Below are 25,457 nucleotides of genomic sequence, written 5' to 3' on the forward strand. Positions count from 1 at the left end.
GTAGACCCGCCATCCGAGTGAACGCGGACAGGAGCGGCCATGCCCGCAACCCGCAAGCCGTCGACGGAGCTACAAAGAGCGCACCACCACCCGCACCCCCGTACCCCCTCAGGTGATGCTGTGAATCCGCTCATGGGACGCATTCCCGTTCTGGACGTCCGCCCGCTGGTCGACTGCGGTCGCCGCCCCGCGAAGGCGGTGGCAGGTGAGACCTTCGAGGTGTCGGCCACCGTCTTCCGCGAGGGCCACGACGCCGTCGCCGCCAATGTCGTGCTGCGCGGCCCGTCCGGCCGTCCCGGCCCCTGGATCCCGATGCGCGAACTGGCCCCCGGTACCGACCGGTGGGGAGCCGAGGTCACGCCGGACGCCGAGGGCCGGTGGACGTACACGGTCGAGGCGTGGAGCGACCCGCTGGCGACCTGGCGGCACGCCGCGAAGATCAAGATCCCGGCCGGGATCGACTCCGAGCTCGTGCTCGCCGAGGGCGCGGAGCTGCACGAGCGCGCCGCGAAGGGCGTCCCGAAGAAGGGCGGCGGCCGTGAGGCGGTGCTGGCCGCGGCGGACGCCATGCGCGACGAGTCCCGGCCGGCGGCGGCCCGGCTCGCGGCGGCGCTCGCCCCGCGGGTGACCGAGACCCTGGACCGGCACCCGCTGCGCGAACTGGTCAGCTCCTCCCCCGCGTTGCCGCTCCAGGTGGAGCGCGAGCGGGCCCTGTTCGGTTCCTGGTACGAGTTCTTCCCGCGCTCGGAGGGCGTGAAGAAGGTCCGGGGCCGTACGAAACCGGGTACGTTCCGGACCGCGGCCGAACGTCTTCCGGCCATCGCGGCGATGGGTTTCGACGTCGTCTACCTCCCGCCCATCCACCCCATCGGCACCACGCACCGCAAGGGCCCCAACAACGCGCTCTCGGCGAGCCCCAGCGACGTCGGCGTGCCGTGGGCGATCGGCTCCCCCGAGGGCGGCCACGACGCGGTCCACCCGGACCTGGGCACGATCGAGGACTTCGACGCCTTCGTGGCCCGGGCCCGCGAACTGCGCCTGGAGATCGCGCTCGACTTCGCGCTGCAGTGCTCGCCGGACCACCCGTGGGTGGAGAAGCACCCCGAGTGGTTCCACCACCGCCCGGACGGCTCGATCGCGTACGCCGAGAACCCGCCGAAGAAGTACCAGGACATCTATCCCGTGGCGTTCGACAAGGACATGGACGGGATCGTCGCCGAGACCGTCCGGGTGCTGCGGCACTGGATGGACCACGGCGTACGGATCTTCCGCGTCGACAACCCGCACACCAAGCCCGTGGTGTTCTGGGAGCGGGTCATCGGTGAGATCAACGGGGCCGACCCGGACGTGATCTTCCTGGCGGAGGCCTTCACCCGGCCCGCGATGATGCACACGCTCGGCGCGATCGGCTTCCAGCAGTCGTACACGTACTTCACCTGGCGCAACACCAAGGCCGAGCTCACGGAGTACGCGACCGAGCTGTCCGGCGACGCGGCGGCGTACATGCGGCCGAACTTCTTCGTGAACACCCCCGACATCCTGCACGCCTACCTCCAGACCGGCGGCCGGCCGGCCTTCGAGGTACGGGCGGTGCTGGCGGCCACCCTCTCCCCGACCTGGGGCATGTACGCCGGTTACGAGCTCTGCGAGGGCGCCGCGCTGCGGGAGGGCAGCGAGGAGTACCTGGACTCGGAGAAGTACCAACTCCGGCCCCGGGACTGGGAGTCGGCGGAGCGTAGGGGCGCCACGATCGCGCCCCTGATCACCACGCTCAACCGGGTCAGGCGCCGCCACCCGGCCCTCCGCCGGCTGCGGAACCTGCACTTCCACACCACCGACAACGACGCGGTGATCGCGTACAGCAAGCGGTCGGGTTCGAACACCGTTCTGGTGGTCGCGAACCTCGATCCTCACCACACCCAGGAGGCCACGGTCTCGTTGGACATGCCGGAGCTCGGCCTGGACTGGCACGAGACCGTACCGGTGCGCGACGAGCTCACCGGCGAGACCTATCACTGGGGCAGGGCCAACTATGTGCGCCTCGAGCCGGGTGTCACGCCCGCGCACGTCTTCGCTCTGCGACCGTCCCCGTCGACCGGAGGGTCACCCACACCATGACAGTCAACGAACCCGTCCCTGACACCTTCGAGGACACGCCCGCCAAGGACCGTGATCCGGACTGGTTCAAGCGGGCCGTCTTCTACGAAGTGCTCGTACGGTCCTTCCAGGACAGCAACGGGGACGGCGTAGGCGATCTCAAGGGCATCACGTCCAGGCTGGACTACCTGCAGTGGCTGGGCGTCGACTGCCTCTGGCTGCCGCCGTTCTTCAAGTCCCCGCTGCGGGACGGCGGCTACGACGTCGCCGACTACACCTCCGTGCTGCCGGAGTTCGGCGACCTCGCCGACTTCGTGGAGTTCGTGGACGCGGCGCACCAGCGCGGCATGCGCGTGATCATCGACTTCGTCATGAACCACACGAGCGACGCGCACCCGTGGTTCCAGGAGTCGCGCGCCCACCCCGACGGGCCGTACGGCGACTACTACGTCTGGGCCGACGACGACAAGCAGTTCCAGGACGCACGGATCATCTTCGTCGACACGGAGACGTCGAACTGGACCTTCGACCCGGTGCGCAAGCAGTACTACTGGCACCGCTTCTTCTCGCACCAGCCGGATCTCAACTACGAGAACCCGGCGGTGCAGGAGGAGATCCTCTCGGCGCTGAAGTTCTGGCTGGACCTCGGCATCGACGGCTTCCGGCTGGACGCCGTGCCGTACCTGTACCAGCAGGAGGGGACCAACTGCGAGAACCTCCCGGCCACGCACGCCTTCCTCAAGCGGGTCCGCAAGGAGATCGACGACCACTATCCGGACACGGTGCTGCTCGCCGAGGCGAACCAGTGGCCGGAGGACGTGGTCGACTACTTCGGGGACTTCCCCTCGGGCGGCGACGAGTGCCACATGGCGTTCCACTTCCCGGTGATGCCACGGATCTTCATGGCGGTACGGCGTGAGTCGCGCACTCCGGTCTCCGAGATCCTGGCCAAGACCCCGGCGATCCCGGACGGCTGCCAGTGGGGCATCTTCCTGCGCAACCACGACGAGCTGACGCTCGAGATGGTCACGGACGAAGAGCGCGACTACATGTACGCGGAGTACGCCAAGGATCCCCGGATGCGGGCGAACATCGGCATCCGGCGGCGGCTCGCCCCGCTCCTCGACAACGACCGCAAGCAGATGGAGCTGTTCACCGCGCTGCTGTTCTCGCTGCCCGGTTCGCCGGTGCTGTACTACGGCGACGAGATCGGGATGGGCGACAACATCTGGCTCGGCGACCGGGACGGGGTGCGGACCCCGATGCAGTGGACACCGGACAGGAACGCGGGCTTCTCGTCCTGCGATCCGGGCCGGCTCACGCTTCCGGCCATCATGGACCCGGTCCACGGCTACCAGGTCACCAATGTGGAGTCGGGGATGGCCTCGCCGTCCTCGCTGCTGCACTGGACGAAGCGGATGATCGAGATCCGTAAGCAGAACCGGGCCTTCGGGCTCGGCTCGTACACGGAGCTGCCGTCGTCGAACCCGGCGGTGCTCGCCTTCCTCCGGGAGTCCGGCGACGATCTGGTGCTCTGCGTGAACAACTTCTCGCGGTTCGCGCAGCCGACGGAGCTGGACCTGCGGCAGTTCGACGGGATGAGCCCGGTCGAACTGATCGGCCAGGTGCGGTTCCCGGCGATCGGGCAGTGGCCGTATCTGCTGACGCTGGCGGGTCACGGCTTCTACTGGTTCCGTCTGAAGAAGGCCCGGTCGGCCAAGAGCTGACCGAAAATCGCCCAACTGCCCGGGGTGGGGCGGGTTTCCCCCGCGTCACCCTGGGCACTGTGACCCACACACGGTCGATTCAGGTCCATACGGGCCTTCTTGTCGGGCCCATACGGATCTTCCCCTCCCGACACGTCCCGCACTTCCGGACAGTCGATGCTGCCATCCGGGACACTCTGCGCATTTGAACTCGATTCACGCGAACTCGAATCTGCGCCCCCCGGGGAAAGGACGCGATGCCATGCCGGAGACCGCATCCACCACCCGGGCCCCGGCCGCCCTCCTCCCGTCACTCGCTCCCCTGCTCCATGAATGGCTGCCCCGGCAGCGCTGGTTCGCGGGCAAGGGCCGCCGGGTCATCGGATTCACACTGGAAGCGGCCACCGAGCTGCTGCCGCTGGACGGTACGGGTCCCGGGCTGCTGCATCTGCTGGTACGGGTCGAACAGCCGGGACGCCCGGCCGGGACGCCCGCCGACTGCTACCAAGTGCTCCTGGGCGTACGGACCCAGCTGCCGCCGCGCCTCGCCCCCGCCCTGATCGGGCGGATCCGGCAAGGTCCGTTGGCCGGGCGGGCGGTCTACGAAGGGCTGCGGGACCCGCGGCTCGCCGGACTGATCTACGAGCGGCTGCGCACCCCGGGCCGGATCGGCCCGCTGACGTTCCACGGCTCGGGGCCGCTGCCCCCGTCGCTGGCGCCACGGGTCCTGGACGCCGAGCAGTCCAACTCCTCGCTCGTGTACGGCGATACGTACATCCTGAAGATCTTCCGTCGCGTCAGCCCCGGCGTGAACCCGGATCTGGAGCTGCCGCTCGCGCTGGCCCGGGCCGGGTGCGCGCGGGTACCGGCGCCGGTGGCCTGGTTCGAGTCGGGCGCGAGCACGCTCGGCGTCCTCCAGCCGTATCTGGCGGACTCGCGCGACGGATGGCGGCTGGCCCTCGACGCGCTGGCGGAGGGCCGCGAGTTCACGGCCGAGGCGCACGCGCTCGGCCGGGCGACGGCCGAGGTGCACCTCGCGCTGGCGAACGCGCTGCCGACGGAGCGCCTGCACCGGACGCAGACGGAGCATCTGGCCGCCGAGATGGACCAGCGGCTGCACGCGGCGGCGCAGGCGGTACCGGCGCTGCTGCCGTACGTGCCGGGGCTGCGGGCGGTCTTCGCCGCGGCCGGGGACACGGTCGGCGCGGGGCGGCTGCAGCGGGTGCACGGCGATCTGCACCTGGGGCAGACGCTCCGGGCGACGGACGGCGGCTGGGCGGTGATCGACTTCGAGGGTGAGCCCGCGAAGCCGCTCGCCGAGCGGTGCCGCCCGCAACCGGCGGTCCGTGACGTCGCGGGGATGCTCCGCTCCTTCGACTACGCGGCACGCACGCACCGCCCGTGGAAGCCCGAGTGGGCGTCCCGCTGCCGGGCGGCGTACTGCGCGGGCTACGCGGAGGCCTCCGGCACCGACCCGCGCTCGGACCCGGCGCTGCTGCGGGCGTACGAGACGGACAAGGCCGTCTACGAGGTCCTCTACGAGGCCCGCCACCGTCCGGACTGGCTCCCGGTCCCCATGGCCGCGATCGAACGTCTCGCGGGAGCGGAATGACCCCGGACCCCCGTCGTGGGCGCGCGCAGCCCGTTCGGCGGAGTGTCCTGTGCGGGACCCGCGCCGTTGCGGTTGCGTGGGAACCGGCGCATCTTCATCGGCCCATCCTTCCGACACCCTTGCAGGAGGCATCCCCGTGACCGCCCGATCCGCTCGCAAGACGGCAGCGCCCCCGGCCAAGACGCCCGCACCCCGGGCCGCCCAGGAGGTACGCAAGGCGCCGCCGCTCGACCCCGGGGACCGGGCGAGGCTGCTCGCCGGGGAGCACCACGACCCGCACGCCCTCCTCGGCGCGCACCCGGTCCGCGGGGGCGTCGCGATCCGGGTCCTGCGCCCGTACGCCCGTGAGGTCGCCGTCCTCGCCAAGGGCAAGCGCGTCGTCCTGCACGACGACGGCGACGGCCTCTTCTCCGGGCTCCTGCCGCTGCTGCGCAAGATCCCCCCGTACGAGCTGCGCGTCCGCTACGACGGCGACGAGCTGCCCGTGGAGGACCCGTACCGCTTCCTGCCCGCGCTCGGCGACCTCGACCTGCATCTGATCGGCGAGGGCCGGCACGAGGAGCTGTGGAAGGCGCTCGGCGCCCGGCCGATGGTCCACCAGGGAGTCACCGGCACCCGGTTCACGGTCTGGGCGCCCAACGCCCGTGGTGTCCGCGTCACCGGCGACTTCACCCACTGGGACGGCACCGCGCTGCCGATGCGCTCCCTCGGCGCGACCGGGATCTGGGAGCTGTTCGTGCCCGGGATCGGCGAGGGCGCGGTGTACAAGTTCGACATCACCCGCCCCGACGGCTCCCACACGCTGCGCGCCGACCCGATGGCCCGCCGCACGGAGTGCCCGCCGAACACCGCTTCGATCGTCACCGACTCGTACCACGAGTGGAGCGACGCCTCGTGGATGGCGAGCCGTGGCGCCCGCCCGCACCACGAGGCTCCGCTCTCCGTCTACGAGGTCCATCTTCCTTCCTGGCGGCCGGGGCTGACGTACCGGCAGCTCGCCCAGCAGCTGCCCGGCTACGTCAGCGATCTCGGCTTCACGCACGTGGAGTTCATGGCCGTCGCCGAGCACCCCTTCAGCGGCTCCTGGGGCTACCAGGTCACCGGCTTCTACGCGCCGACCGCCCGCATGGGCACGCCCGACGACTTCAAGTACCTCGTCGACGCGCTGCACCGGGCCGGGATCGGCGTCCTGATGGACTGGGTGCCGGCACACTTCCCGCGCGACGACTGGGCGCTGGCGGAGTTCGACGGCCGGCCGCTGTACGAGCACGAGGACCCGCGCCGGAGCGCTCACCCCGACTGGGGGACGCTGGAGTTCGACTACGGCCGCAAGGAGGTGCGGAACTTCCTGGTCGCCAACGCGGTGTACTGGTGCGAGGAGTTCCACCTCGACGGCCTGCGCGTGGACGCGGTCGCCTCGATGCTCTACCTCGACTACTCGCGCGAGAACGGCGAGTGGCTGCCGAACGAGTTCGGCGGGCGGGAGAACCTGGACGCGGTCGCCTTCCTCCAGGAGATGAACGCGACGGTCTACCGGCGCTGCCCCGGGGTCATCACCTTCGCCGAGGAGTCGACGGCCTGGGACGGCGTGACGAGGGCGACCGACCAGGTCGGACCCGGCGGCTTCGGCGGTCTGGGCTTCGGCATGAAGTGGAACATGGGCTGGATGCACGACTCCCTCGGCTATGTCTCCAAGGAGCCGGTGCACCGCAAGTACCACCACAACGAGATGACGTTCTCGATGGTGTACGCGTACAGCGAGAACTACATCCTGCCGATCTCCCACGACGAGGTCGTGCACGGCAAGCAGGCCCTGGTCTCGAAGATGCCCGGCGACTGGTGGCAGCAGCGGGCCAACCACCGCGCGTACCTCGGCTTCATGTGGGCCCACCCGGGCAAGCAACTGCTCTTCATGGGGCAGGAGTTCGCCCAGGGCGCGGAGTGGTCCGCCGAGCACGGGCCGGACTGGTGGCTGCTCGACCCGTCGTACGGCGCGGAGGCGGACCACCGGGGCGTACGGGACCTGGTGCGCGATCTGAACACGGTGTACGGGGCGACGCCGGCGCTGTGGGAGCGGGACACCGCCCCCGAGGGCTTCCAGTGGGTGGTCGGCGACGCGGCCGAGGACAACGTCTTCGCCTTCCTCCGCTACGACGCCGAGGGCTCGCCGCTGCTCGCGGTCTGCAACTTCTCCCCGGTCGTACGGCACGCCTTCCGGCTCGGGGTCCCGGACGCCTTCGCGGCCTGGGTGGAGGTCCTGAACACGGACGAGACGCGGTACGGCGGCGGTGGCGTGGTGGGGACCGACCCGGTGAAGACCGAGTCGGTGCCCTCCCACGGCCGTTCGGCGAGCGTACGGATGACGCTGCCGCCGCTGGCGACGGTATGGCTCAGGCCCGCGTGAGTCAGGCCGCCTGCGTCAGGATTCCCCGACTCAGGCCTGCTTGATGACGCCGAGCCGCTGGGTGGCCCGGGTCAGCGCCACGTACAGGTCGTTGATGCCGTGCGCGGCGCCGGCCCGGATGCCGTCCGGGTCGACGACGAGGACCGTGTCGAACTCCAGGCCCTTGGCCTGACGGGGGTCGAGGAGGACCACCGGGCGGGTCAGGTCGGGCGCCGCGCCGTGCGAGGCGTCCGGCAGCGCCGCCATCAGCTCCGGGTGGAGCTCCGGCGGGGCGATCACGGCGAGGCGGCCCTCGTCGCGTACCTCGGCGGCGACGGCGTCGGCGGTCTCCTTCACCGGGTCCTCGACGGTCCGCTGCCAGGGCTCGACGCCGGTGGAGCGCACCGAGCGGGGCGGCTCGAACCCCGGGTCGGCCTCGCGCCGGACGTCGGCGGCGACCGCCATGATCTCGGCGGGGGTGCGGTAGTTGACGCCGAGCCGTACCAGCTCCCAGCGGTCCTCCACGTACGGCGCGAGGATCCGTTCCCACGCCCCGACGCCCGCCGCGTCACCGGTCTGGGCCGGGTCCCCGACCAGGGTCATCGACCGGTTCGGGCTGCGGCGCATCAGCAGCCGCCAGGCCATCGCCGAGAGCTCCTGCGCCTCGTCGACGATGATGTGGCCGAAGGCCCAGGTGCGGTCGGCCGCGGCACGTTCGGCGGCGCTGCGGTGGTCGGCCTCCTCGTGCCGCTCGGCGAACCGCTCGGCGTCGATGATGTCGTGCGCGGCGAGGACCTCGGCGGCGTCCCTGTCCTGCTCCTCCTTGTCCTCGAACTCGTAGGTGCGGGAGGCGTACGAGACGTCGAGCACGCCCTGCGCGTACTGGATCTGCTTCTCCCGCTCGGCCTCGGCCGCGGCGCGTGCGGCGGAGTCGTCCACGCCGAGGAGTTCGGCGGCCTCGTCGAGCAGCGGTACGTCGGCGGGGGTCCAGGGGCCCTCCTCGCGCCGGATCGCGGCCGCGTCCTCGTCGGTGAGGTGGGTCGGCTCGGCGAGGTAGCCGGCGAGGAAGGACTCGGGGGTGAGCGGCGGCCAGAGGGTGTCGATCGCGGCGTGGACGTCCCGGCTGGCGGCGATGCCCTTGGCGAGCAGGGCGATGTCGTCGGGGCCGAGGAAGTTGGGGCCGCCGTAGGGGTCGGCGCCGATGCGGTCGGCGAGCTGTTCGGCGAGCGCGTCGAGGATGTTGAAGACGAAGTAGGGGCGGGCCAGGTTGTGCGGGAGGGCGGTCTCACGGGCCTTGTGCCGGGCCTCCAGGGCCATGTCCCAGTCGATGATCAGGTCGCCGTCGTCGTGCGGGACGATCAGCGGCTCGCCGCGCTCGGGGACCTGCTGCCGGTCGCGTACGGCCCGGGCGAGCGCCTCGGCCATGGTGGCGGCGCCCTTGACGGCGGCGGCGCGCGGGGTGTCCGTACCGGTGGCGCGGACGCCGGGGAAGAGTTCGGCGGGGGTGGCGAGCAGGACGCCGGTCTCGCCGAGGGAGGGCAGGACGTTGCCGATGTAGCCGAGGAAGGCGGGGTTGGGGCCGACGATGAGGACGGCGCGCTTGGCGAGCTGCTCGCGGTGGGCGTAGAGGAGGTACGCGGCGCGGTGCAGGGCCACGGCGGTCTTGCCGGTGCCGGGGCCGCCCTCGACGACGAGGACGCCGCGGTGCGGGGAGCGGATGATGCGGTCCTGCTCGGCCTGGATGGTCTGCACGATGTCGTGCATGCGTCCGGTGCGGGCCGCGTCGAGCGAGGCGAGCAGGACCTCGTCGGCGTCCCGGTTCTCGTGCCCGGTGCGGGTCCGGTCGGTGAGGTCGAGGACCTCGTCGTGGAGGGCGGTCACCTCGCGGCCCTGGGTGGTGATGTGCCGGCGGCGGCTGAGCCCCATCGGCTCGTATCCGGTGGCGAGGTAGAACGGCCGGGCGACGTCGGCGCGCCAGTCGACGACGAGAGGGGTGCGGTTCGGGTCGTCCTTCCGGATGCCGATCCGGCCGATGTGATGGTCGCGCCCGTCCCGGAAGGCGAGCCGCCCGAAGCAGAGGCCGCTCTCCCCCGCGTTGAGGGCGCCGAGCACCCCGGACTGTTCGGCGACCAGCACGTCACGCTCGAGACGTCCCTGATTGCCGACCCAGGGCGTCTTCAGGGCCTGGCCGACGGCCGCCTCGGCCCGGTCCCTCAGGTCGTCGAGTCGTGCGTAGAGCTCTGTGATGAATTGCTGCTCTTTCCGAAATTCCTCGGTTGACAATTCGACTCCCGGCGCGATACAGTGCGTTTATTGAACTTCTCCGCGTCTCTTGTTGTGCGTAGACACGGAATCCAAGAATATACGCGAGCGACAACCCCGACTGCAATTCTAGTCGGGGTATTTTCATGTCTCATGGGGAGAGACATGAGGAAGGACGCGGCGCGCGATCTGCTGATCGCGCGGGGAGCGGACGGGATGGACCACCCGGGCGGCACGCTGCTCGCCCACCTGGACCGGGTCGAGGCCCGGCTGACCGCCTGGGGCGCCCGGGAGGCACTCCGGCTCGCAGGCCTGTGCCACGCCTTCTACGGTACGGACGGCTTCGCCGGGCATCTGCTGCCGCTGGAACGGCGGGCTGTCCTGGCGGCGGCCATCGGCGCGGAGGCCGAGGAGCTCGTGTACTTCTACGCGAGCTGCGACCGGAATGTCTCGTACACGGAACTCGGGAACGAGGACGGCCGCTTCCGGGACCGTTTCACGGGCGAGACCTTCATACCGACGCAACGGCAGCGGAGGGATTTCGCGGAGCTGACGGCGGCGAACGAAGTGGACGTGCTGCGGGAGAACCGGGAACTGTGGTCCCGGTACGGCGGCGGGCTGCTGAAGCTGTTCACCCGGTGGCGGTCGCTGCTGAGCGAGCCGGCGTTCGAGGCCGCCCGCGAGCTGCTGACGCTGCGGGGCGCGGAGCGTGAGGCGTTTCTGCGGGGGCTGGAGCGGGGCGAGGTCCGCACGGGCGTCGTCTCACGGATCGAACGATTCGGCGCCTTCGTCGAACTGGGCGGCCTGGACGGCCTGGTCAATGTCGCCGAGCTGTCCTGGAGCCACATCGACGCCGTCTCGGACGTGGTGCGGGAAGGCCAGGAGGTCACGGTCGAGGTCCTGGACGTCGACATGGACCGGGAGAGGATCGCGCTCTCGCTCAAGGCCCTGGAGCCCGATCCGATGACCGCGTTCGCCCGCGCCGGGTTCGACGGCGCCCGCACCGGGAGGGTCACCAAGGCCGTGCCCATCGGGGTCTTCGTCAGGGTGGCGCCCGGCGTCGAGGGGCTCGTCCACGAGAAGGACCTCGGGGGCCTGGCCCCGCGCGAGGGGGACGAGCTCGCCGTCGAGGTCACCTCCGTCAACCTCGTCACGCGTCGCGTCGCGCTCCGGCTCCACGGATAACCCCGTGCGGCGAGGAAGCGGAGTCGCTACCGTCGTCCGTATGAAGCGTGCCGCGATCATCACGACGACGCCGGAGAGTGTCCCGGCGCGCTGACCGATGTCTACGTCACGAAGCCCCGGGGCCGAGCGCCCCGGGGCTTCGTCGTACCTCCGGCCGCTCGCCCCCGGGCTGCCACCCCCAGGAGGGCGACATGCACCACGACCACCGCAGGCTCGGCCGTGAGCTGGACCTGTTCGACACCGACCCGTTGATCGGGGCCGGTCTGCCGTACTGGCTGCCCGACGGGGCCGTCGTACGGCACGCGCTGGAGGAGTACGTACGGGAGGTCGAGCGGCGGGCCGGGTACCGGCACGTGTACTCGCCCGTCCTCGGCAAGCGGGAGCTGTACGAGATCTCCGGGCACTGGGCGCACTACAGCGACGACATGTTCCCGCCCATGGAACTCGGCGGCGAGCAGGTCGTCCTGCGGCCCAGCCTCTGCCCCCACCACGCCGTCATCTACCGCTCCCGCCCCCACAGCCACCGCGACCTCCCGCTGCGCATGGCCGAACTCGGGCCCATGTACCGCTCCGAACTCTCCGGCGTCCTCGGCGGGTTGACCCGCGTCCGGGCCATCCAGCTCAACGACGCACACATCTTCTGCGCCCTGGAGCAGGTCGAGGAGGAGGCCGCGGGCGCCCTGGAGCTGATCCGTCGGGCGTACGAGGCGATGGGCATCGTCCCCGCGCGCTACCGGCTCTCGCTGCCCGGGCCGGGCGGGAAGTACGTCGACGCCCCCGAGCTGTGGCGGCGCTCCGTCGACCTGCTCCGGGAGGTGCTCGACGATTCGGGGCTGCCGTACGAGTCCGCCGAGGGCGAGGCCGCCTTCTACGGTCCGAAGATCGATGTACAGGTCGCCGACCGGGCCGGGCGTGAGTCCACCCTGTCGACCGTGCAGATCGACTTCCACCAGCCGGAGCGGTTCGACCTGCGCTACGTCGGCGCGGACGGCGCGAGGCACCGTCCGGTCATGATCCACCGCAGTGTCGTCGGCAGTGTGGAGCGGGCCGTCGCCCATCTCCTCGAACAACACGGCGGCGCGTTCCCCGGCTGGCTCGCCCCCGTCCAGCTGGTCGTCCTGCCGGTCTCGGAGTCCGAGCGGGCCGTCGCCGAGGCGCTGGCCGCCCGGTGCGTACAGCGCGGGCTGCGGGCAGAGGTGGCGGGCCCTGACCGGGGCAGCCTCGGCGCCCGCGTCCGCGAGGCCCGCCTCGTCCCGTACCAGGCCGTCATCGGCGCGCGGGAGGCCGCCGACGGTCTGGTGGCGCTGCGGCTGCGCGACGGCCACAGGCTCGCCCCGCTGCCGGCCGACGAGGCGCTGCGGCGGATCGAGGGTCTGGTGGGGGCGCACAGCACCGTGCTGTGGGACGAGTAGGGGGTGACCGGTCATCGGTCGATACCCGTGCCGCGCGTCGGCCCCGCGGGCGGCCGGGGGCCTATGCCGGTGTGAGTACGTCCTCCAGTTCCTGGAGGAGGCGGCGCTTCGGGCGGGCGCCGACCAGGGATTTCACGGGTTCACCGGCGTGGAACACCATCAGCGTCGGTGTGGCCAGGACGCCGTAGCGGACCACGGTGTCCGGGTTGTGGTCCACGTCGATCTGGACGATCTTCAGCCGGTCCCGCTCCTCCTCCGCGATCGCCTGGAGCACCGGCACCAGTTGGCGGCACGGGCCGCACCAGTCCGCGGTGAACTTCACGAGGACGGGCAGTTCCGCGCCGAGGACCTCGGTGTCGAAGTCCGCGTCGCTCACGTCCGTCACGTCCGTCACGTCCGCCATGTCGGCCATTCCGTCAGCCTCCGAGTTCGCATGTGGGTTCCGGGCCGCCCGGCAGTTCCGCCTCGGCCCGCAGCAACTGCGCGGCGACCTGCGCGCGTACGGCCTGGAGCTGGTCGACCAGGGCGTCCAGCTCCGCCAGCTTGCGGCGGTACACGTCGAGCGAGGCGGGACACGCGTCCCCCGCCGGGTGGCCGGCGCGCAGACATTCGACGAACGGCCGGGTCTCCTCCAGCTCGAACCCGAAGTCCTGCAGGGTCCTGATCTGCTGGAGGAGACGCAGGTCGTCCTCGTCGTACGTGCGGTAGCCGTTCTCCGTGCGCCGGGCGGCCAGGAGGCCACGGGACTCGTAGTAGCGCAGAGTCCGCGTGGTCGTTCCGGCACGCTCGGCCAGCTCGCCGATTCGCATGTCCTGGAACGTACGCCTTGACGCCGACGTCAAGGCAAGCCTGTTGCCGTACCGGTGCCTTGCTCGGCGGCCGACTGTCGGGATGGTGGCGGCAGGACGGATCGTCGCAGGAGGTGGGTACCTCCCACCGGCTGCCTTTGCGAGCCTGGCACCGTGGCAGTACTAGGGGGCGAGGCCGCGCAGGAGGGGGATGATTTCCGATTCCTCGTACGCGAAGTGCTCCACCAGCTCCGTGTGGAGCCGGTCGAACTCCGCGTGCAGGTCCTCCGGCCGGGCCTCGTCGAGGCGGGAGAGGAGGCCTTGGAGTTCGTCCAGGATGCGGGCCACCGTGCCGTGCTCGGCCCGCATCCGGTCGAAGGTCCTGGCCTTCTCCGGGAACTCCCGTGCCAGGTAGGGGAAGAGGCCCGCGTCCTCGCCGCCGTGGTGGACGGCCATCGCCGAGCAGAAGGTCAGGCAGTGGCGGCGCAGTTCGACGGTGAGGTCCGGGGCGCCGGTGGCGGTGCGGGCGCCGATGCCGTCGCGGAGCGCGGTGAGCTCGTCGCGCAGCCAGTCGTGGATCTTGACCAGCTCGTCGGCGAGGGCGTCCAGCCGGTCCGGTGGGGTGTAGGTGTCCTCGGGGATCCGGTGGAGGACGACGACCGGGATGGTCCGGTCGGTGCGCCGCTGGTAGTCGGCGTAGCCGGGGGCCTCGGCGACCACCTTCGCGAAGAGTGCGTCGCGCTCGGCGCCGGTGGCGGCGACGGCCGTCGCCTGCCAGGTGTCGGTACCCGTCTCGACGGTGACCGTGGGGTTCGCCAGGAGGTTGCGGTACCAGTCCGGGTGCCGGTCGGAGCCTCCGGCGGAGCCGACGACCAGGATCCGGTCGCCGTCCCCGACGAAGCCGAGCGGGGTGGTGTGGGGTTCTCCCGACCGGGCGCCGGTGGTGGTGAGAAGAAGGAGCACCCATCCCTCGAAGGGGCCGCCGCGCTTGCCGGCGTTGGTGCGGAATTCATCGATGATCGGGGTGTTGAAGTGGAGAGGCAAAGCCGTCCCTCTGTCCTCTTGCCTCCATGCCTCCGCTTTCCAGCGCGGACCGGCACGCGACGCGAGTTCCTTCATCTCAACGGCACGACAGACGCGCTGTCAAGACTCGCTTCCCGCTCCGGGAGGAAGGAGGGGTTTGCGCTCCACCGGGGACGAAAGGACGATCGAGGTGGTCGTCCGGCCGAGCGCCGAGGTCTGCTCCAGGACGTCTTCGAGGTGGATGGTGTCGGTGACGGCGACCTTGAGGATCCAGCAGTCCTCACCGACGACGTGGTGGACCTCAAGAACCTCCGGGCGGGCCGTCAGCTCCAGTGTCCTGGGGTGTCCGAGAGTGTAGCCGCCGTGCGGGTTCACGCGGATGAAGGCCTGGATGCCGTAGCCGAGGCGGGCCGGGGAGACATGGGCGCCGTAGCCGGTGATCGCCCCGCAGGCCTCCAGCCTGCGCACCCGTTCGGTGACGGCCGCGGGGCTCAGCCGGACGCGCCGGCCGAGCTCGCTCAGCTTGATCCGGCCGTCCTCCTGGACGAGCTCCAGGATCTGCCGGTCGATGGGGTCGAAGGCCCCCGCCGAGGTTTCGTTGGCGGCAGGACGCAGATGCCGTGGTTCCTTCGGTGCGGCGGCGTGGACTCCCATGTTTCCCCCTTCAGTCAACGAGCGCTCAACGTAACACTTGTCGCATGAACGTTTTGATCATCGGCGGAAACCGCTACATAGGAAAGCGATTGACGTCCCGTCTCCTGGAATCCGGGCATGGCGTGACGATTCTCAACCGGGGTTCTTCGGGCGTTCCGGAAGGCGTGGAACACCTGATCGCCGACCGGAACGACGAGGCCGCTCTGGAAAGCGCGCTGGGCGCCCGGACGTTCGATGTCGTCGTCGACCAGGTGTGTTACACCCCGCGCCAGGCGGACATCGCCCGGCGGGTTGTCGGGCCGCGCACACGACGTTATGTGATGACGTCGACGGTCGAGGTGTACGAGTACGAGCATGCCGCCGAGCCCGTACGGGAAGAGGCGGTCGACCCGCGTACCGTCGCCGTCGATCCCGGCCTTCCGTGGGGCGACCCGGAGTTCCTCGACGCGCACTACGGGGAGGGGAAGCGGCAGGCGGAGGCGGTCTTCGCGGCCGAGCCGGCGTTCCCGTACACGGCGGTGCGGGTCGCCCATGTGCTGGGCGGCGAGGACGACTTCACGGGACGGATCGGCCACTACGCGGACCGTATCCGGGCCGGCGAGCCGATCTCCGTACCGGCGGAGAACCACCCGGCCACCTTTGTCCATGTGGAGGAGATCGCGGAATTCCTGGCGTGGGCGGCGGAGGCCTCCTTCACCGGGCCGGTCAACGCGCATTCCCACGGCCCGCTCACCACCGCCGAGATATGCGCGGAGATCGAGCGCCGGACCGGTGGACGGACCGTATTCCAGGAGGTGGAGGTCGGCGAGGTGTCGCCGTTCTCCTTCGCCCGCTCGTACGGAATGGACAACTCCCGCGCGACGGCTCTCGGATTCACCTTCCGGCATTCCACGGAGTGGCTGGGGCAGGCCGTTTCCGAGACGCTGGGGGTGCGCTGATGGGGTACCGCATGCTCGGAGATGTACGGGTCGGCGCGGTCGGTCTCGGCGCCATGCCGCTCTCCATCGAGGGGCATCCGGACGAGGCCCGCGCCCTGGCCACGGTCCACGCGGCCCTGGACGCGGGCGTGACGCTGCTCGACACAGCGGACTCCTACCATCCGCCGGGCGGTGAGCCGGGCGCCGGCGAACTGCTGGTGGCGCGGGCGCTGGCCACGTACGGGGGTCGTGGCCGGACCGACGACGTGCTGGTGGCGACGAAGGGCGGGCGGGGGCGGACCGCCGACGGCGGCTGGACGGTCGACGGGCGGCCGGAGCATCTGCGGCGGGCGGCCGAGGCGTCGGCGCGGCGGCTCGGCGTCGAGGCGATCGGGCTGTACCAGCTCCACAAGCCCGATCCGGACGTGCCGTACGCGGAATCGCTGGGTGCGATAAGGGAGTTGCTGGATTCGGGCACGGTCCGGCTGGCCGGGATCTCGAACGTGGACGTCGGTCAGATCCGGCTCGCTCGGGAGATCCTGGGCGAGCGGCTCGTCTCCGTGCAGAACCGGTACTCCCCGGCGGACCGGACCGCCGAGCCGGAGCTGCGGCTCTGCGCGGAACTCGGTCTCGCGTTCATGCCGTGGAGCCCGCTGGGCGGGATCTCGCGCAGCTCGCTGGACGGGGCGTCGGCCCTGGAGACGGACCCGCAGTTCGGGGCGTTCCACCGGGTGGCGCGGGAGCGCGGGGTGAGCCCGCAGCGGGTGGCGCTCGCCTGGCTGCTGGCCCGATCGGAGACGGTGCTGCCGATCCCGGGGGCGAGCCGGCCCGAGACCGTGCGGGATTCCGCTGCCGCCTCCGAACTCGTGCTGAGTACACGGGAGTTGGGCGAGCTGGACGTTCGATGGTCGTTCGGTAGTCGAAGGCACCGGACCCATTGACGGGTCCGGTGTCTCCATCTACAAAAGCTTCCTGAGAGCGCTCTCACGCCCTCAACCCCCACCGGAGGTGTTCTCCTTGAGCCGCGTCCGACGCACCCCTCTCCTTGCCTCACTCCTTGCCGCCGCCCTCGCCGCGGGCGCCCTGATCGGCCTCGGCGGGGCCGGCACCGCCAGCGGCGCCGTACCGCCGGCGCCCGGCTGGTCGCTCCAGTGGAGCGACGACTTCAACGGCCCCGACCGGTCCCTGCCGAACGGTGCCGACTGGCAGATCGACACCGGCCACGGCTATCCCGGCGGCCCCGGGAACTGGGGCACCGGGGAGATACAGAACTACACGTCGAGCCCCGACAACCTGCGCCTCGACGGCACGGGCAACCTCCGGATCACCCCGCTCAAGGACGGCGCGGGCAACTGGACCTCGGCCCGGATCGAGACGAAGCGGGCCGACTTCAAGGCTCCGGCGGGCGGCACGCTCCGTATCGAGGGCCGGATTCAGATGCCGAACGTGACGGGCGAGGCCGCCAAGGGCTACTGGCCCGCGTTCTGGGCCCTCGGCGCCCCCTACCGGGGCAACTACTGGAACTGGCCCGCCATCGGCGAGTTCGACATCATGGAGAACGTCAACGGGCTCAACTCGGTCTGGGGCGTGCTGCACTGCGGCGTGAACCCGGGCGGGCCGTGCGGTGAGACCACCGGCATCGGCGCCAGCCGTGTCTGCCCGGGCGCGAGCTGCCAGTCGGCCTTCCACACGTACCGCTTCGAGTGGGACCGCTCGGTCTCCCCCAACGAGCTGCGCTGGTACGTGGACGACCAGCTCTTCCACAGCGTGAACGAGACCCGGGTGGGCGCCCAGGCGTGGGCCGACATGACCAGTCACGCGGGCTACTTCCTGCTGCTCAACGTGGCGATGGGCGGTGCCTTCCCGGACGCCCTGGGCGGCCCGACTCCGACGGCCGCGACGGTGTCCGGACGGCCGATGCTCGTCGACTACGTGGCGGTGTGGACGAAGGGCGGCGGTACGACGACCCCGCCGACGACGCCTCCGCCGACCACCCCGCCGCCCTCGGGCTCCTCGCAGCTGTACCTGCGGACGGGTTCGGGCGCGGGCGACGCCCAGGCGACCGCTTCGACGGTGACCCTTGCCTCGGCGGGCGGTGGCAACCACGACGGGGCGCCGGCCGACCCGCAGGTCTTCACCTCCGGTCCGATCACGCGGACGTACAACGGCGGTGCGACCCAGTTCGACCTGTTCGTGGACGCCGGATCGGTGGTCGCCAACGGGCAGCAGGTCCGGGTCAGCTACGACCGCACGGGCGACGGGAGCTGGGAGCGGGTGGAGACGTACCAGTACTTCGCGACCGATCCGGTGCCGGGGTACGAGCACTACACCCAGGCGAGCGGCCTGAAGTCGGCGACCGGCAGCCACGGGAACCTGTCCGGCGGACGGGTTCGGGTCGAGGTGTGGAACGCGATCGGGAACGGGGCGAGCACGGTCGGTGTCGGGAACCAGTCGGTGGTCAGGATCCCGTTCGCCTGACCGGTGACGTACGGGAAAGGCGCCCCCGGCCGTGTGTACGGCCGGGGGCGTCCCGTACCCCGGAGCCCGGATCCGGCTCAAGGCCCGGGAGCCGGGGTGGTCTTCGGATCCAATGTCCTGGATCCGATGTCCAGGATCCAGTGTCCGGAATCATGGATTCTGGACATTGGATCCTGGATCCGATGCCGCTCAGACGCTCACGTGGGCCTTCTCGTCGCCCTTGCCGAGGCGCTGGTCCGGCACGTCCGAGCCCTCGTCCGGCTCCGGCAGCGGCGCGTGGTCGTCGACGAGGGTCTTCTCGTCGAAGGGGGCCCGGCCCGCCAGCACCTCCGCGACCCGCTCCTTGTCGATCTCCTTGGTCCAGGTGCCGACGAGGACGGTCGCGACCGCGTTGCCCGCGAAGTTCGTCAGGGCGCGGGCCTCGCTCATGAAGCGGTCGATGCCGACGATCAGGCCGACGCCGTCGACGAGCTCGGGGCGGTGCGACTGCAGGCCGCCGGCGAGGGTCGCCAGGCCCGCGCCGGTGACACCGGCGGCGCCCTTCGACGCGATGATCATGAAGACGAGCAGGCTGATCTGCTCGGCGACGGAGAGCGGGTTGCCCATCGCCTCGGCGACGAAGAGCGAGGCCATCGTCAGATAGATCGCCGTGCCGTCCAGGTTGAAGGAGTAGCCGGTCGGGACGGTGATGCCGACGACGGGCTTGCTGACACCCAGGTGCTCCATCTTCGCGATCAGTCGCGGCAGCGCGGACTCGGAGGACGAGGTGGAGAGGATCAGCAGGAACTCACGGCCCAGGTACTTGAGGAGCGTGAGGATGTTGACGCCCGCGACGAGCCGCAGCAGCGCGCCGAGCACCACGAAGACGAAGAGCGCACAGGTGACGTAGAAGCCGATCATGATGACCGCGAGCGACTTCAGCGCGTCGATGCCGGTCGCGCCGACGACCGCCGCCATGGCGCCGAACGCGCCGATCGGTGCGACCCACATGATCATGGCGAGGATACGGAAGACCAGCCGCTGGATGTGCCCGATCCCGCGCAGCACGGGCTCACCGGCGCGCCCCATGGCCTGGAGCGCGAAGCCCGCGAGGAGCGCGACGAGCAGGGTCTGCAGGACCTCGCCCTCGGTGAAGGCGGACACCAGCGTCTTGGGGATGATCCCGAGCAGGAAGTCCGCCGTGGACTCGCTCGCCCCGTCGGCCTGCTGGGCGCCCGCCTCGGCGACCTCCTTGGTCAGGTGGAGACTGGAGCCCGGCTCCAGGATGTTGCCGACGACCAGGCCGATGGCGAGGGCGACGGTCGACATCACGAGGAAGTACCCGAGCGCCAGCCCGCCGACCGCCCCGACCTTCGCCGCCTTGCGGACCGATCCGACGCCGAGAACGATCGTGCAGAAGATGATCGGCGAGATCATCATCTTGATGAGGTTCACGAAGCCGGTGCCCAGCGGCTTGAGCTCGACGGCGAAGTCCGGCGCCACGAAGCCGACCGTGACGCCGAGGATCACGGCTCCGATGACGGCCAGATAGAGATAATGGGTGCGGTCCCGCTGTGCGGCCACGGGGTCCTCCTCGTGCTGATGGATGTCCACGTCCCGGTGGATCCCAGCGAATATCCATCAGCCTGTGACCCGGGTCACGCTTACGTTCGTTTCGTTCACGGCCGAACTGTCACACTTACCGCCATGCGCATACCCGTCCCCCGTCCACGGAGCCTCGCCGGCCAGCTCTTCGCGATGCAGGTCGTGCTGGTGGCGGCCGTCGTGGCGGGGTGCGCCGTCTTCGCGTACCTCACGGACCGGAGCCAGGCGGAGGAGACCGCGCGCCGCCAGGTCACCGCGCTCGCGACGGCGGTCGCCGAGTCCCCCTCGGTGCGGGAGGCCGCCGGCTCCCCGGACCCGAGCGCACGGCTCCAGCCGTACGCCGAGTCGCTGCGGAAGCGCTCCGGGGTCGCGTTCGTGGTGATCATGGCCCCGGACGGCACGCGCTGGACGCACCCGGAGCCGGATCAGATCGGCCGCACGTACCTCGGCCACATCGAGCCCGCCCTGCGGGGGACGGCCTTCTCCGAGACGCACAGGGGCACGCTCGGCCGCTCGGTCCGCACGGTCGCGCCGGTGCGCGACGACGGCCGGGTCGTCGCCCTGGTCAGCGCGGGCATCACCATCGAGAAGATCAGCGAGCAGGTACGGGAGCAGGTGGCGGCCCTCCTGGGCATGGCGGGGGCGGCGCTCGCGCTCGGCGGCGCCGGTACGTACGTCATCAACGCCCGGCTGCGCCGGCACACGCACGGGATGAACGCGACCGAGCTGAGCCGCATGCACGACTACCACGAGGCCGCGCTGCACGCGGTGAGCGAGGGCCTGGTGATGCTGGACGGGCAGCGGCGGATCGCGCTCATCAACGACGGCGCGCGGGAGCTGCTCGGTCTGGACGCGGAGGTCGTGGGCCGCTCGGCGGCCGATCTGGGCCTTCCGGTCTCGCTCACCACCGCGCTGCTCGCCTCCGAGCCCCGGGTGGACGAGCTGCATCTGACGGCGGAGCGGGTGCTCGTGGTCAACACCCGGCCGGTGGTGGGCGGGGAGCGCCGTGGGACGGTCGTGACGCTCCGGGACCGTACCGAACTCCAGGCGCTGTCAGGCGAGTTGACCTCGGAGCGGGGGTTCACCCAGGCGCTGCGCTCACAGGCGCACGAGGCGGCGAACCGGCTGCACACGGTGGTCTCGCTGATCGAACTCGGCCGGGTGGACGAGGCGGTGGGTTTCGCGACGGCGGAGCTGGAGCTGGCCCAGGCGCTCACCGACCGGGTCGTCGACGCGGTCGGTGAGCCGGTCCTCGCGGCGCTGCTCCTGGGCAAGGCGGCGCAGGCCAACGAGCGGGGTGTGGAGCTCGTCCTGACCGAGGACAGCCGGATCGACGACGGACTCCTGCCGCCGGAGATCCCGTCGCGGGACCTGGTGACGATCCTCGGCAATCTGATCGACAACGCGGTGGACGCGACGAGCGGCACCCCGCACGCGCGCGTGACGGTCACCGCCCGCACCCGCGACGGCGAGCTCCTCCTGCGGGTCTCCGACACCGGGCCGGGGATCGCCGAGGCCGACCGCGAGACGGCCTTCGACCGCGGCTGGTCCACCCACGGTCCCGGCCGTGGCCTCGGCCTCGCCCTGGTCCGCCAGGCGGCCACCCGCGCTTCGGGCACGGTGACCCTGACCGACACCGCCGAGGGCGGCGCCGAGTTCACCGTACGACTGCCGCTGATGCGGGAGCCCGCCGCCGGCGAGCTGCCGGAGCCGAGGCGGCACGCCGGGGGCGGGACGACGACGGAGGTTCCCGTATGAGCCAGGACATCCGCGTACTGGTCGTCGAGGACGACCCCGTCGCCGCCGACGCGCACGCGCTCTACGCCGGCCGGGTGCGGGGGTTCACAGTCGTCGGGGTCGCGCACTCACGGGCCGCCGCCGCCCGTGTCCTCGACCGGGCGCCCGTCGACCTCATCCTGCTCGATCTGTACCTCCCCGACGGTCACGGTCTCCAGCTGCTCCGCTCGCTGCGGGCCGGCGGCCACTCCGCGGACGTGATCGCGGTGACCTCGGCCCGGGATCTGGCGATCGTGCGGGAAGGGGTGTCGCTGGGCGTGGTCCAGTACGTCCTGAAGCCGTTCACCTTCGCCACGCTGCGGGACCGGCTCACCCGGTACGCCGAGTTCCGCGCCACCGCCGGTGAGGCGTCCGGCCAGGACGAGGTGGACCGCGCCCTGGCCACCCTGCGCGCACCGCAGCCGGCCTCGCTCCCCAAGGGCCTGAGCGCCCCCACCCTGGAGGCCGTCACCCGCACCCTCCGGGACGCCCAGGACGGCCTGACCGCCACGGAGGCCGCCGCGGCCGTCGGGATCTCGCGGATCACGGCCCGCCGCTATCTTGAACACCTGGTCACGGACGGCCGCGCCGCCCGGGCCCCGCAGTACGGTCAGATCGGCCGACCCGAGCTCCAGTACCGGTGGATCACGACGATCGTCCGCTGACCGGACACCCGTCGCCGGTCACCGAACCCGGGGGTGATCACTACGGATGGTTACCACCGGGTTCCCATGTTTCTACGACATCTGGCCTTGGGTGAACGCACCGTAGCCAATGGTCACGTTCCGCTTCTACGGTGTGGGCGTGCACCACACCCCTCCCTCCCCTCCCTTCAACGCGCTCGCCGCACGCCAATTGCGTGAAGGCCTCGGCATGGCCCCGGGCCATGTCGCCTACGGCCTCCGCGCGCAGTACGGCCTCGCCATCACCCCCGACACCGTCGTCGCCTGGGAACGCGGGCGCCTCGCCCCCACCGCACAGGAGCTCACCGCCCTCGCGGGTGTCCTCTGGTGCGCCCCCGGCGATCTCATAGCCGCCGCCACCACCCTGCGCGAACACCGGATCGCCCGCGGCATCGGCTCCGACGACCTGGCCCGGCGGGTCGGTCTCGACGCGGCAGGCTATCTGCGCATGGAGGAGTCCGGCCGCTGGCGCGGCAACGAACGCCAGACCGCCGCCCTCGCCGAGGCCCTCGGCCTCGGGCCGCGCGCCCTGCTTCAGGCGACCGGCCGTGACGAGGAGCTGGCGGGGCTGCTGCGGGACGCGGCCACGACGCGCTGGCAGGCGTACGTCCGCCCCGTGGTGAAGCTGCTGCCGCTGCCGAAGCGGACCCTGGAGCCCGCGCTCCAGCGGCTGCACACGGACTACCACGCCAGGATGGCGGCGACGAGCAGCTGGGGCGCCTCGGGCGACAGCGGCGCCTCGGGCCGGGAGTACCTGGACGGGATCGTGCAGCATTTCTGGGACGCCGTCGGCTCGTAGAGCGCCCGCCGGAGCCGGTTTCCCGTCGGTACCCTCCGAGCCATGGACATGACCAACTCATCCGAGAAGCTCTCCACGGCCCTCGACGACACGGACGTCGCGGTGGCCGCGGTGAGCGCCGGCGCGGACGTCGTGCGCACTCTGTACGGCCGGCGGCTCGCCCGTATCGACAAGGGCGACGGGGATTTCGCCACCGCCGCCGACGTGGCCGCCGAGAAGGCGATCCTCGACATCGTCCGCGCCGCTCGGCCCGACGACGCGGTGCTCGGCGAGGAGAGCGGGCGGCAGGGTGCGGCCGACGCCGCGCGCCAGTGGCTGGTGGACCCTCTCTGCGGAACGCTGAACTACGCCGTCGGCAACATGCTGGTGGCCGTCAACGTGGCGCTGCGCGAGGGGGCGGCGGCGGTGGCCGACCCCTTCAGCGGCGAGGTCTTCTTCACCGACGGCGAAGCCGCCTGGGTGCGGCGCGGCGGCGCATTCGACGGCGCGGGCGACGACGCCGTCACGGAGCTCGCGCCCACGGCCGCCACGCGCCTCGTGGACGTCAACCTGGATCCGCCGTTCCCGAGCGCGCCGGGGTTCCGGGCGGTGGACCTGCTGGCCCACCCGGGATTCGTCGAGCGGTTCCGGCCGCGGGTCGTGTCCACGACGCTGGCGCTGGCCTGGGTCGCGGCGGGCAAGCGGGCCGCGTACGTCACCGACGGCGGTGACCTGTCGGGGAGTGTCCACTTCGCCGCGGGCATCGCCCTGTGCCGGGCGGCCGGCTGCGTCGTCACCGGGATCGACGGCGCGCCGATCGGACCGGCCGGCCGCGGGCTCGTCGCGGCCGCCGATGCCGAGACCCACGAACAGCTGATGTCGATGATCCGGGGCTGATGCGGGTTGTGCCGACGGAGGCGGTCCAGCGCCGGTCGAAGCTGAAGAGCTGACCCCGGGCGTCCGCGCGGCAGGGTGCCTGGGCCAGCTTCGCCCAGGTGGCGGTCCGGTCGCCGACGACGGTCACGCAGGAGTTCGCGGTCGCCGAGCCCGAGGGGACGATGCGGTAGCCGGCCACCGGGGTGCCGAAGGGCTCCAGGCGGAACGTTTCGACGCGGGACGGATCCCCGCACTCGGAGTCCTCGAACGCGGCGTCGGGGATCCGGCCGCCGGAGGGGATGCCGGAACAGCCGGGGCCGTGGTCGGGGTGGTCGGAGACGATCCGCCACTGCCCGGAGCCGAGGTCCTTGAGGGAGTACAGGGGCACGTCGGCGCCCTCGCACTCCCGCTGGTGGATCTGGCCGCTGCGGCCGCCGCGCCGCTCGTTCAGGCAGAGGCCCGAGCCGATCACCCGTATCCGTACGTCCCCGGCGGCGGGCGCGGTGAGCGCCGCGGCCACGGCCTTCGGGCCGTCGCCGCCCCGGTCGTGCACGAGGGCGGCGACCACGCTGACGGCGGCGAGGACCAGGCCGGTGACGGCGACCAGCGCGACGAGCGTCCGGCGTATCCGGGAGTGGGGGCCGGGGCCGAGGTCAGGGTCGAGGCCAGGGTCCGGGGGCGAGAGGTCCGCCACGGAGCCGGGTGCCTGGGTCGTATCGGCCGGCCACGCGATCCCCGGTTCCTCGCTCCCGCCCGCGTACACCCCTCGTACCGCGATCTCCTTGCGGACCGTCTGCCAGTCCTCCAGCTCTCCGGGCGACACTCCGCACGCGCGGACGAAGGACGTCAGCAGCTCCTCGCGGGGGACGGTCGAGCGGGCCAGCATGTTCGCCACGGTCGAGCGGGGCAGGACGTCGCCGAGTGCCTCGGCTCGGGCCGACAGCTCGCGGTAGGTCAGTCCCGACCAGTCCTTGAGCGCCTGGAGCCGCGCGATGAACGAGGCGGCGTCGGTGGCCCCGTGCGGGTCGGGGGCGCCGTCCCCGTCGGCGTGTCCCTCGGTCATGCCTGCCCCCCGCCCCTCCCCCGGACAGGGTTGGGACATGTCCGGGACAGCCCCAAGCCTTGTTGATCCGGCAGTCCAACTCAAGAGTGGAAACCGGCAATTCCGATCCGGGGCCGGAACCGCCACGGGGGGAAACACGGGGGAACGGAAGGGCCCCGATCGTCCACGGGGGGACGATCG

20 protein-coding genes are annotated in these 25,457 nt (G+C 71.4%); 13 read left to right on the forward strand and 7 right to left on the reverse strand.

Features of this window, described 5'->3' with window-relative positions; translation table 11 throughout:
* Positions 1–132 precede the first annotated feature (132 nt).
* The 4 genes from ACZ3OF_RS21855 to glgB all read left to right on the forward strand — a co-directional run bounded on the left by ACZ3OF_RS21855 (position 133) and on the right by glgB (position 7,819).
* Positions 133–2,118, forward strand: a complete 1,986-nt coding sequence (locus tag ACZ3OF_RS21855; RefSeq protein ID WP_361672398.1) for an alpha-1,4-glucan--maltose-1-phosphate maltosyltransferase — start codon at positions 133–135, stop codon at positions 2,116–2,118.
* Positions 2,115–3,824: a maltose alpha-D-glucosyltransferase gene (gene treS, locus ACZ3OF_RS21860; protein ID WP_361599651.1), complete on the forward strand. Its 1,710-nt coding sequence runs from the start codon at positions 2,115–2,117 to the stop codon at positions 3,822–3,824. Before ACZ3OF_RS21855 ends, treS begins: the two co-directional genes overlap by 4 nt.
* Positions 3,825–4,065: 241 nt before the next feature.
* Positions 4,066–5,415, forward strand: a complete 1,350-nt coding sequence (locus tag ACZ3OF_RS21865) for a maltokinase N-terminal cap-like domain-containing protein (protein WP_467306310.1) — start codon at positions 4,066–4,068, stop codon at positions 5,413–5,415.
* Between the two features lie 136 nt (positions 5,416–5,551).
* Complete coding sequence (glgB, locus tag ACZ3OF_RS21870; protein WP_467306312.1) at positions 5,552–7,819, forward strand: 1,4-alpha-glucan branching enzyme; 2,268 nt, start codon at positions 5,552–5,554, stop codon at positions 7,817–7,819.
* A 30-nt stretch (positions 7,820–7,849) separates the two neighbouring features.
* On the opposite strand, the gene ACZ3OF_RS21875 is transcribed toward glgB, so the two are convergent.
* The gene (locus ACZ3OF_RS21875; protein WP_361672405.1) at positions 7,850–10,081 is read right to left on the reverse strand and encodes a HelD family protein; all 2,232 of its coding nucleotides are present in this window, start codon (positions 10,079–10,081) and stop codon (positions 7,850–7,852) included.
* 144 nt (positions 10,082–10,225) lie between these two features.
* On the opposite strand from ACZ3OF_RS21875, the gene ACZ3OF_RS21880 reads away from it, so the two are divergent.
* Both ACZ3OF_RS21880 and thrS read left to right on the forward strand, forming a co-directional pair.
* Positions 10,226–11,245, forward strand: a complete 1,020-nt coding sequence (locus ACZ3OF_RS21880) for a DUF6817 domain-containing protein (RefSeq protein ID WP_361672409.1) — start codon at positions 10,226–10,228, stop codon at positions 11,243–11,245.
* Between the two features lie 191 nt (positions 11,246–11,436).
* A complete protein-coding gene (gene thrS, locus ACZ3OF_RS21885; protein WP_361672412.1) occupies positions 11,437–12,657 on the forward strand; it encodes a threonine--tRNA ligase in 1,221 nt (406 codons plus the stop codon).
* Positions 12,658–12,718: 61 nt separating this feature from the next.
* Here thrS and ACZ3OF_RS21890 read toward each other — a convergent pair whose 3' ends face one another.
* The 4 genes from ACZ3OF_RS21890 to ACZ3OF_RS21905 form a co-directional block, all read right to left on the reverse strand.
* Positions 12,719–13,060, reverse strand: a complete 342-nt coding sequence (locus tag ACZ3OF_RS21890; RefSeq protein WP_467306448.1) for a thioredoxin family protein — start codon at positions 13,058–13,060, stop codon at positions 12,719–12,721.
* 13 nt (positions 13,061–13,073) lie between these two features.
* Positions 13,074–13,466, reverse strand: coding sequence for a MerR family transcriptional regulator (locus ACZ3OF_RS21895; protein ID WP_361434646.1), 393 nt, complete (start codon positions 13,464–13,466; stop codon positions 13,074–13,076).
* Between the two features lie 162 nt (positions 13,467–13,628).
* Positions 13,629–14,489, reverse strand: a complete 861-nt coding sequence (locus ACZ3OF_RS21900; protein WP_467306317.1) for a nitroreductase/quinone reductase family protein — start codon at positions 14,487–14,489, stop codon at positions 13,629–13,631.
* Positions 14,490–14,588: 99 nt separating this feature from the next.
* The gene (locus ACZ3OF_RS21905) at positions 14,589–15,122 is read right to left on the reverse strand and encodes an Lrp/AsnC family transcriptional regulator (RefSeq protein ID WP_361672421.1); all 534 of its coding nucleotides are present in this window, start codon (positions 15,120–15,122) and stop codon (positions 14,589–14,591) included.
* A gap of 44 nt (positions 15,123–15,166) precedes the next feature.
* Between ACZ3OF_RS21905 and ACZ3OF_RS21910 the strand changes: the two genes are divergently transcribed.
* The 3 genes from ACZ3OF_RS21910 to ACZ3OF_RS21920 all read left to right on the forward strand — a co-directional run bounded on the left by ACZ3OF_RS21910 (position 15,167) and on the right by ACZ3OF_RS21920 (position 18,517).
* Positions 15,167–16,060 carry an NAD-dependent epimerase/dehydratase family protein gene (locus ACZ3OF_RS21910; RefSeq protein ID WP_467306319.1) on the forward strand — a complete coding sequence of 298 codons (894 nt, stop codon included), beginning with the start codon at positions 15,167–15,169 and terminating at the stop codon, positions 16,058–16,060.
* Positions 16,060–16,980, forward strand: a complete 921-nt coding sequence (locus tag ACZ3OF_RS21915) for an aldo/keto reductase (protein ID WP_467306322.1) — start codon at positions 16,060–16,062, stop codon at positions 16,978–16,980. Before ACZ3OF_RS21910 ends, ACZ3OF_RS21915 begins: the two co-directional genes overlap by 1 nt.
* A gap of 76 nt (positions 16,981–17,056) precedes the next feature.
* Entirely contained in the window at positions 17,057–18,517 is a 1,461-nt protein-coding gene (locus tag ACZ3OF_RS21920) for a glycoside hydrolase family 16 protein (protein WP_361672428.1), read from the forward strand.
* A 189-nt stretch (positions 18,518–18,706) separates the two neighbouring features.
* Here ACZ3OF_RS21920 and ACZ3OF_RS21925 read toward each other — a convergent pair whose 3' ends face one another.
* Positions 18,707–20,080, reverse strand: coding sequence for a cation:dicarboxylate symporter family transporter (locus ACZ3OF_RS21925; protein WP_361672713.1), 1,374 nt, complete (start codon positions 20,078–20,080; stop codon positions 18,707–18,709).
* 123 nt (positions 20,081–20,203) lie between these two features.
* On the opposite strand from ACZ3OF_RS21925, the gene ACZ3OF_RS21930 reads away from it, so the two are divergent.
* The 4 genes from ACZ3OF_RS21930 to ACZ3OF_RS21945 all read left to right on the forward strand — a co-directional run bounded on the left by ACZ3OF_RS21930 (position 20,204) and on the right by ACZ3OF_RS21945 (position 24,235).
* Positions 20,204–21,859 (forward strand): sensor histidine kinase, encoded by a 1,656-nt coding sequence (locus ACZ3OF_RS21930; RefSeq protein WP_361672430.1) that lies wholly within the window; start codon positions 20,204–20,206, stop codon positions 21,857–21,859.
* Entirely contained in the window at positions 21,856–22,542 is a 687-nt protein-coding gene (locus tag ACZ3OF_RS21935; RefSeq protein WP_361599601.1) for a response regulator, read from the forward strand. The genes ACZ3OF_RS21930 and ACZ3OF_RS21935 overlap by 4 nt, the downstream gene beginning before the upstream one ends.
* Positions 22,543–22,651: 109 nt before the next feature.
* The gene (locus ACZ3OF_RS21940; protein WP_467306326.1) at positions 22,652–23,359 is read left to right on the forward strand and encodes a helix-turn-helix transcriptional regulator; all 708 of its coding nucleotides are present in this window, start codon (positions 22,652–22,654) and stop codon (positions 23,357–23,359) included.
* Between the two features lie 48 nt (positions 23,360–23,407).
* A complete protein-coding gene (locus ACZ3OF_RS21945) occupies positions 23,408–24,235 on the forward strand; it encodes an inositol monophosphatase family protein (protein ID WP_361672433.1) in 828 nt (275 codons plus the stop codon).
* On the opposite strand, the gene ACZ3OF_RS21950 is transcribed toward ACZ3OF_RS21945, so the two are convergent.
* Positions 24,132–25,277, reverse strand: a complete 1,146-nt coding sequence (locus ACZ3OF_RS21950; protein ID WP_361672436.1) for a helix-turn-helix domain-containing protein — start codon at positions 25,275–25,277, stop codon at positions 24,132–24,134. The two genes, ACZ3OF_RS21945 and ACZ3OF_RS21950, sit on opposite strands and share 104 nt — an antisense overlap.
* Positions 25,278–25,457 lie beyond the last annotated feature (180 nt).

This window comes from Streptomyces sp. NPDC022552 (genome assembly GCF_055561875.1).